Here is a 6,424-nt window from a genome sequence, read left to right as displayed (position 1 = left end):
GCCATGGCCGACGACCCCGAATCCCAGGGCCGCCTGACGCGGGCGTCGAGCTTCGTCTTCCTGCACACCGAGCACGCGATCTACGCAGCGCTCGGCCTGCTGCTGGCGCTGACCGCGGTCATCGCGCTCATCGACGCCGTCGGGCTGACCTGGGAGGCGATGCGCGCGCTCGGCGGCGTGGCGCAGACGCTCGAAGTGGTCGATCGCCTGCTGTTCCTGCTGATGCTGGTCGAGATCCTGCACACGGTGCGGGTCTCGATGCGCTCGGGCCGCCTCACCTGCGAGCCGTTCCTGATCGTCGGGCTGATCGCCTCGATCCGGCGGGTGCTGGTCATCACGCTGCAATCCTCCGAGATCACGCACGGCAAGGACTGGTCGCCGGAGAAGGCGGCCCTGTTCCAGGCGTCGATGATGGAACTCGGCGTGCTCGCCGGCCTGATCCTGACGATGGTCGCCTCGATCTTCCTGCTCCACCGCGCCCGGGACGACGACCGGCCCGCGGGCGAGGAGACGGGGGTGTGACCGGGTAACCGCCGGCCGCGCCCCGACGAAGCGGCGGAATCGCTGGCCCCGAAGCCCCATGCGCGCGAACCTCGTGCGCCGGGGCGGCGGTGATCGTGCAGGGCCCCGACGGCCGCATCCTCGGTGCGGCCCGGCTCGGGCCGACCTCCTGAACCCCGGCGCGCGGCCGGTCCGGGCGTAACCGCGGGCCGCGTCCGGCGAACAGGTCCGAACGGTCCGCACCCCGCGTCGCGGCCCGCCCGCGGAGAAGGCGTCCGATGTTCCTGCCCGCCCACGGCCCCGCGGACGCCGCCCCGGTGCGGGCGCTGCGGCTTCCCCGCGGCGGCGGGCCTGCGCTAGACAGGGCGGCCGGGGCGCGGCGCGGCGGCGGGGCGACGATGGCGCTCGAAGAGGATCTGGCGGCCGCGATGGCGGCGGCGCAGGGCGGCGACGCGGCCGCCTACCGGACGCTGCTGAACGCCTGCCTGCCGGTGATCGCCGGGATGGCCCGCGCGCAGGGGGCGCGCGGCGAGGCGGTCGACGACGTGGTGCAGGACACGCTGCTCACGATCCACCGGGCGCGGGCGAGCTACGACCCCGCGCGCCCCTTCCTGCCGTGGCTGCGCGCGATCACCCGGCGCCGGGCGATCGACCGCCTGCGCCGGGCCGGGCGCCGGCCGCGGGAGGTGCACGATCCGCTGGCCTACGAGGCTCATCCGGATTCCGGCCCCGCGCCGGCCCACGGGATCGAGACCCGCCAGCGCGACGCCGAACTCGCCCGCGCCGTGGCGGCGCTGCCCGAGGGCCAGCGGCAGGCGGTCGAGCACCTCGCCTACGGCGAGCGCTCCCTGGACGAGGCATCCGCGCTCACCGGGCGCAGCAAGGGCGCGCTGAAGGTCAACCTGCACCGGGCGCTCAGGGCGTTGCGCGGGAAACTCGGAGCGGGCAAGGATTCGGGTCATGTCTGAGGCCGCGCGTCACGATGTCCTCGTCGACGACCTCGTCGGCAGGCTGGAGCCGGTGCGGCCCCTGCCGGCGCCGGCCCTCCGCACCCTGGCTTGGCTCGCGGCGGTGCTCGGGCTCGCCGTGGTGCTGATGCCGATGGCCGACATGGACGGCCTGCACACCCGGCTCGGCACCCTGGACCTCTGCCTCGCCACGATCGGGGCGGCCCTCACCGCCGCGAGCGCGGCGCTCGCCGCCTTCCTCACCAGCGTGCCCGGCCGCTCCTTGCGCTGGGCGCTGCTGCCGGTGGCGCCCGCCGCCCTGTGGATCGGCGCGAGCGGGCTCGGGTGCCTGCGCGGCTGGCTCGCGCCGGGCACCAACATCGCCGACGGGCACGCGATGCAGGGGTGCTTCGCCTTCCTCGTCGCCGTGTCCCTGCCGCTGTCGGTGATGCTGGTGGCGATGCTGCGCCGGGCCTGCCCGCTGCACCCGAACCTCACGGCGGCGCTCGGCGGCCTCGCGGCGGCGGCGGCCGCGGCCGCCCTCCTCGTACCCTTCCACCCGCACGACGCCACGGCGACGGACCTCGCGATCCACGCCGTGACGGTGCTTGGGGTGATCGGGCTGAACGGCCTCGCCGGCGGACGGCTGCTCGGCGGCCGGCCGCGTTAGGCCGCGGCCTTCCGGTTCACCTCCTGGCCGGCGAGCTTCGTCAGCGCCGTGTCGGTGGCGCGCTCCTCGATCAGGGTCTGCTCGAGGAGGCCCGCCGCGCCGATGTGGCCGAGCTGCTTGGCGAAGGCGGTCAGCGTGCCGTAGCGGGTGATCTCGTAGTGCTCCACCGCCTGCGCCCCGGCGATCAGGGCCGCGTCGAGGACCTCCTGGTCGCCGACGTCGCTCATGATCTCCTTGGTCTCGGAGATGATGCCGTCGATCGCCGCGCAGGTGACGCCCTTGACCGGCTTGTCCAGCAGCTTGAACACCTGCTCCAGGCGGGTCACCTGCGCCTCGGTCTCGTGCAGGTGCTTCTCGAAGGCCTGCTTGAGGACGGGGTTGCCGGCCTTGTCGATCATCTTCGGCAGCGCCTTGGCGATCTGCTGCTCGGCATAGTAGATGTCCTGCAGCATGTGCGTGAACAGGTCGTCCAACGTCTTGATCGGGCTGGTGAAAAGACCCATGGGGTGCCTCCGTATGCTTGAGCTTGACCCCGGATTGCGCTGAGACGGCATCCGGCGTCGTCTCCGGGGCAACAGGGCGCGGGCCGGTCGGTTCCTGCGCGCGGGCGCGCGGCTAAGCGGAGTTCAGGCCGCCTCCTCCGGCAGCAGCGCCGGCCACGCGACGATGCGGTCGGTCAATTCGTCGTCGGTGAACTCCTCCTCGTTGCCCGACATCCGCCCGCGGATCGAGATGCCGGCCTCGTGGACGCTGGCGCGCCGCCCCGAGATCAGGGGATGCCAGGGGAACAGCGGCTCGCCGTCGCGCACGAGCCGGTAGGCGCAGGTCGGCGGCAGCCACGGGATCGTGCGCACCGCCTCGGGCGTCAGGCGGACGCAGTCCGGCACCCGGGCTTGGCGCCGGGGGTAGTCGCGGCAGCGGCAGCCGTGCCCGTCGAGCAGCGTGCAGCCGACATCGGTGTGGTGGACCTCGCCGGTGTCCTCGTCCTCGAGCTTGAGCAGGCAGCAGCGGCCGCAGCCGTCGCACAGGCTCTCCCACTCGGACGGCGACAGCGCGTCAAGGGACTTTTCCTGCCAGAACGGCACCGCGCCGCCCGCGCGGGCGGCCTTCGGGTCCCCCATCGGGAACACCTCTCATGCTCAAGGGGCTGATGCGCCCTCCTCTGCCGCATGGCGGCGCGGCGAGCAAGGGACATGGCTTCTCGGTCGTGTCTTACGCTTGGCGGGCGGTCTCCGGCCGGGTTGCGCCGGAGGTGCCGGCGCGAGATCGTCGTAGCCCGGCCGGCCGCGGGGCGGTATGTCCGGCGAAGGCCCGCGACGGACCCTTGACCCGATGCCTCGCTTCCTGCCCGCCCGCCTCCTGGCCCTGCTCATCCTGGGCCTGCTCGCGCTCCCCGGCCGTCCCGCGTCGGCAGACCCCGCTCCGGCGCCGTTCCCCGACCCCGCGCCCGAGACCTCGGCCCCCTCGGTCGGGGCCGATCCGGTCCGCCCCGACAGCCCGGCGCGCGGGTCCTACCTCGGCGCGGCGGCCCCGGACACCACGCAGATCCTGCCGCCGCCGCCGGCGCCCCGCTCGACCCTGGAGGCGGCCGACCGCGCCACCTTCGCAGCGACCCGCGCGCTCAAGGGCAGCCCGCGCTGGGCGATCGCCGAGACGGATGTCGCCGAGGGCGCGGCGGCGATCCTCGACACCTTCGCCTGCGTGCTCGGCACCCGCCTCGACGAGGCCCGGGTGCCGGCGGTGATCGGCCTGCTCGAACGGGCCCGCCTCGACATCGCCGAGGCCACGCGGGGACCGAAGGTGCATTACCGGCGCCCGCGCCCCTTCGTCGGCAACGCGGCGCCGATCTGCGTGCAGCGGACGCAGGCGCTCGCCGACAGCTTCAGCTATCCGTCGGGCCACGCGACGCAGGGGTGGGCCTACGCCCTGATCGTGGCCGCGCTGGTGCCGTCGAAGGCCACCGCCATCCTCGTCCGCGGCCGGGCCTACGGCGAGAGCCGGGTGATCTGCGGCGTGCACTGGCTGAGCGACGTGACGGCCGGCCGCACCAACGGCGCCGCGGTCTTCGCCGCGCTCATGGGCGACGCCGCCTTCCGGGCGGATATGGACCGGGCGCGGACCGAGCTCGGCCGCGCGCTCGCCGGAGAGGGCGGGGCGCCCGATCCGGCCCTGTGCCGCCGCGAGGCCGAGGGCTTGGCGAGCGTCGCGCTGGAGTTCTGACACGGTGTCCGGTTGATGGGTTCGGGGGCGTCGCGTTCGCGCGTCCCTCTCCCCTTGAGCGGGAAAGGGTGGCCCGCGAGCTAAGTCGGGTGAGAGGAGCGACGGTGCCGGACGGCGCGCCCCTCTCCCGACCCTCGCGTGAGCCGAGGGCAACCCTCCCCCGCTAAAGCTACCGGATTCGCGTATCTCGCGGCGCGATCGGACGACGCGCGAGTCCCCTCCTCCCCGCGTGCGGGGTAGGGCACGGGGGCAAGGTCCGGCCACGCTCCCGCCGCAGAGGAATCGTAACGGTTGATGCGCAGGATCGTGGCGCGCGGCCCGGCACGCGCGCTAAGGAGCAACGGGTGACTCGGAACGGCGGGCGGATGACGCGGACGGCAGGACGGATCGGGGAACGCGGCGCGCGGGCGGGCCGCCTCGCCTGCGTCGCGGCCCTGGCGCTGAACCTCTCGGCCTGCTTCCACCCGCTCTACGGGCCGACCGCGTCGGGCGCGTCGATGAGCGCGCTGCTCGCCGGCATCCAGGTCGACGATATCGCCATGGCGCGCGACCAGGAGCGCATCGGGCACTACCTGCGCAGCGAGCTGATCTTCGCGCTGGACGGCTCCGGCCAGCCCGCGCCGAAGCGCTACCGCCTCAAGATGCAGGGCAGCGAGGCGGTGCAGACGCCCATCGTCTCCACGCAGACGGGGCGTGCCGAGGCCGGCACCATCGTCGCCTCGGTCAAGTACAGCCTGGAGAACCTCGACGGCACCAAGATCGTCACCGAGGGCGTGGCGACCTCCACCGCCACCTACGACCGCTCGGTGCAGCGCTTCGCGAGCTTGCGCGCCGCGCGCGACGCCGAGATCCGCCTCGCCTCGGTGCTCGCCGACCAGATCAAGACCCGCCTCGCCTCGGTGCTGGCGGCCAAACCGTGACGGACGCCTCTTGACCGCGGTCAAGGCCGGCGACATCGACGGCCTGATCCGGCGCGGGCCGGACCCGCGCATCCCCGTGATCCTGGTCTACGGGCCCGACACCGGCCTCGTCGCCGAGCGCGCCAAGCACCTCGCCGAGGGCTTCGTCTCCGCTCCCGGCGACCCCTTCGCCCTCGTGCGGATCGACGGCGACGCGCTGGCCGCCGATCCCGGGCGGCTGTCGGACGAGGCCGGCACCGTCGGCCTGTTCGGCGGCCGGCGCACGATCTGGGTGCGCCCCGGCAGCCGCAACTACGCGCCCGCGGTCGAGGCCGTGCTGCGGGGAGAGATCCGCGACACCCGCATCGTGGTCGAGGCGGGCGACCTCGGCAAATCCGCGCCCCTGCGCACCCTGTGCGAGCGGTCGGCGAAGGCGCTCGCGATCCCCTGCTACGCCGACGACGCCCGCGCGCTCGCCGACCTGATCGACCGCACCCTCGGGGCGCACGGCCTGCGCATCGACCGCGAGGCCCGCGAGGTCTTGAGCCAGAGCTTAGGGGGCGACCGCCGCGCCAGCCTGTCGGAGATCGAGAAGCTCGCCCTCTACGCCCACGGCCGAGGCAGCGTCGGCCTCGACGACGTCGAGGCGGTGGTGAGCGATGTCGCCGGGAGCCAGATCAACACCCTGATCGACGCCGCCTTCGCGGGGCAGGGCGGCGCGGTGGAGCGCGACCTGCGCCGCTTCCGCCACGAGGGCCTCGACCCGTCGGTGATGCTGGGTTCCGCCCTGCGCCACGCGCTGACCCTGCTCGGCGTGCGGATCGAGGGCGCCGACAAGAGCCCGAGCCTGATGGCCGCGTCGTGGCGCGGCCTGCACTTCCGCCGCAAGGCGAGCATCGAGGCGCAGCTCGCCCGCTGGCGGCCGGACGCCCTGCGGCAGGCGATCGCGCTCCTTCAGGAGGCGATCCTGGCCTGCCGCCGGTCCGATCCGGCGCTCGCCCACGCCCACGCCTCCGCCGCGCTGCTCGGCATCGCCGCGCGGGGCGGGCGCGGATAGGCAGGGCGGCGCACCCCTGACCAACCGCTCAAACGGTTTTCCGATTGATAAGGTCGGTCCCGCACACTTCCCTCCCCCTTTAGCGGGGGAGGGTGGCCCTCGCGTCAGCGAGGGTCGGGTGAGGGGAGCG

General features: G+C 74.2%; 8 protein-coding genes. 6 read left to right on the top strand and 2 right to left on the bottom strand.

Annotation, left to right across the window (positions count from 1 at the left end; genetic code table 11):
• Window positions 1-3: 3 nt before the first annotated feature.
• The 3 genes from ACFE8Y_RS20215 (at window position 4) to ACFE8Y_RS20205 (ending at window position 2,118) form a co-directional block, all read left to right on the top strand.
• The gene (locus tag ACFE8Y_RS20215) at window positions 4-522 is read left to right on the top strand and encodes a phosphate-starvation-inducible PsiE family protein (RefSeq protein ID WP_375466165.1); all 519 of its coding nucleotides are present in this window, start codon (window positions 4-6) and stop codon (window positions 520-522) included.
• Between the two features lie 377 nt (window positions 523-899).
• On the top strand, window positions 900-1,469 hold the full coding sequence (locus ACFE8Y_RS20210) for an RNA polymerase sigma factor (RefSeq protein WP_375466164.1): 570 nt from the start codon (window positions 900-902) through the stop codon (window positions 1,467-1,469).
• A complete protein-coding gene (locus tag ACFE8Y_RS20205; RefSeq protein ID WP_375466163.1) occupies window positions 1,462-2,118 on the top strand; it encodes an NrsF family protein in 657 nt (218 codons plus the stop codon). Before ACFE8Y_RS20210 ends, ACFE8Y_RS20205 begins: the two co-directional genes overlap by 8 nt.
• Here the strand turns inward: ACFE8Y_RS20205 and ACFE8Y_RS20200 are convergent.
• Both ACFE8Y_RS20200 and ACFE8Y_RS20195 read right to left on the bottom strand, forming a co-directional pair.
• Window positions 2,115-2,621, bottom strand: coding sequence for a ferritin-like domain-containing protein (locus ACFE8Y_RS20200; RefSeq protein WP_375466162.1), 507 nt, complete (start codon window positions 2,619-2,621; stop codon window positions 2,115-2,117). The genes ACFE8Y_RS20205 and ACFE8Y_RS20200 overlap by 4 nt on opposite strands.
• A 123-nt stretch (window positions 2,622-2,744) precedes the next feature.
• Window positions 2,745-3,239, bottom strand: a complete 495-nt coding sequence (locus ACFE8Y_RS20195) for a YcgN family cysteine cluster protein (RefSeq protein WP_375466161.1) — start codon at window positions 3,237-3,239, stop codon at window positions 2,745-2,747.
• 211 nt (window positions 3,240-3,450) lie between these two features.
• Here ACFE8Y_RS20195 and ACFE8Y_RS20190 point away from each other — a divergent pair, with 211 nt between their 5' ends.
• The 3 genes from ACFE8Y_RS20190 to holA all read left to right on the top strand — a co-directional run bounded on the left by ACFE8Y_RS20190 (window position 3,451) and on the right by holA (window position 6,294).
• Window positions 3,451-4,338 (top strand): phosphatase PAP2 family protein, encoded by an 888-nt coding sequence (locus ACFE8Y_RS20190; protein ID WP_375466160.1) that lies wholly within the window; start codon window positions 3,451-3,453, stop codon window positions 4,336-4,338.
• 365 nt (window positions 4,339-4,703) lie between these two features.
• Window positions 4,704-5,258, top strand: a complete 555-nt coding sequence (lptE, locus tag ACFE8Y_RS20185; protein ID WP_375466159.1) for an LPS assembly lipoprotein LptE — start codon at window positions 4,704-4,706, stop codon at window positions 5,256-5,258.
• Between the two features lie 10 nt (window positions 5,259-5,268).
• Window positions 5,269-6,294 (top strand): DNA polymerase III subunit delta, encoded by a 1,026-nt coding sequence (gene holA, locus ACFE8Y_RS20180; protein ID WP_375466158.1) that lies wholly within the window; start codon window positions 5,269-5,271, stop codon window positions 6,292-6,294.
• Window positions 6,295-6,424 lie beyond the last annotated feature (130 nt).

Source organism: uncultured Methylobacterium sp. (assembly GCF_964242245.1).
Lineage (GTDB): Bacteria > Pseudomonadota > Alphaproteobacteria > Rhizobiales > Beijerinckiaceae > Methylobacterium.
The sequence above is the reverse complement of the archived record's forward strand: the minus strand, read 5'-3'. Positions and strand labels throughout refer to the sequence as shown.

Excerpts from the sequence above, each read along its gene's own strand:
- ACFE8Y_RS20215 (WP_375466165.1), top strand. The coding sequence starts at position 4 with ATGGCCGACGACCCCGAATCCCAGGGCCGCCTGACGCGGGCGTCGAGC.
- ACFE8Y_RS20210 (WP_375466164.1), top strand. The coding sequence starts at position 900 with ATGGCGCTCGAAGAGGATCTGGCGGCCGCGATGGCGGCGGCGCAGGGC.
- ACFE8Y_RS20205 (WP_375466163.1), top strand. The coding sequence starts at position 1,462 with ATGTCTGAGGCCGCGCGTCACGATGTCCTCGTCGACGACCTCGTCGGC.
- ACFE8Y_RS20200 (WP_375466162.1), bottom strand. The coding sequence starts at position 2,621 with ATGGGTCTTTTCACCAGCCCGATCAAGACGTTGGACGACCTGTTCACG.
- ACFE8Y_RS20195 (WP_375466161.1), bottom strand. The coding sequence starts at position 3,239 with ATGGGGGACCCGAAGGCCGCCCGCGCGGGCGGCGCGGTGCCGTTCTGG.
- ACFE8Y_RS20190 (WP_375466160.1), top strand. The coding sequence starts at position 3,451 with ATGCCTCGCTTCCTGCCCGCCCGCCTCCTGGCCCTGCTCATCCTGGGC.
- lptE (WP_375466159.1), top strand. The coding sequence starts at position 4,704 with ATGACGCGGACGGCAGGACGGATCGGGGAACGCGGCGCGCGGGCGGGC.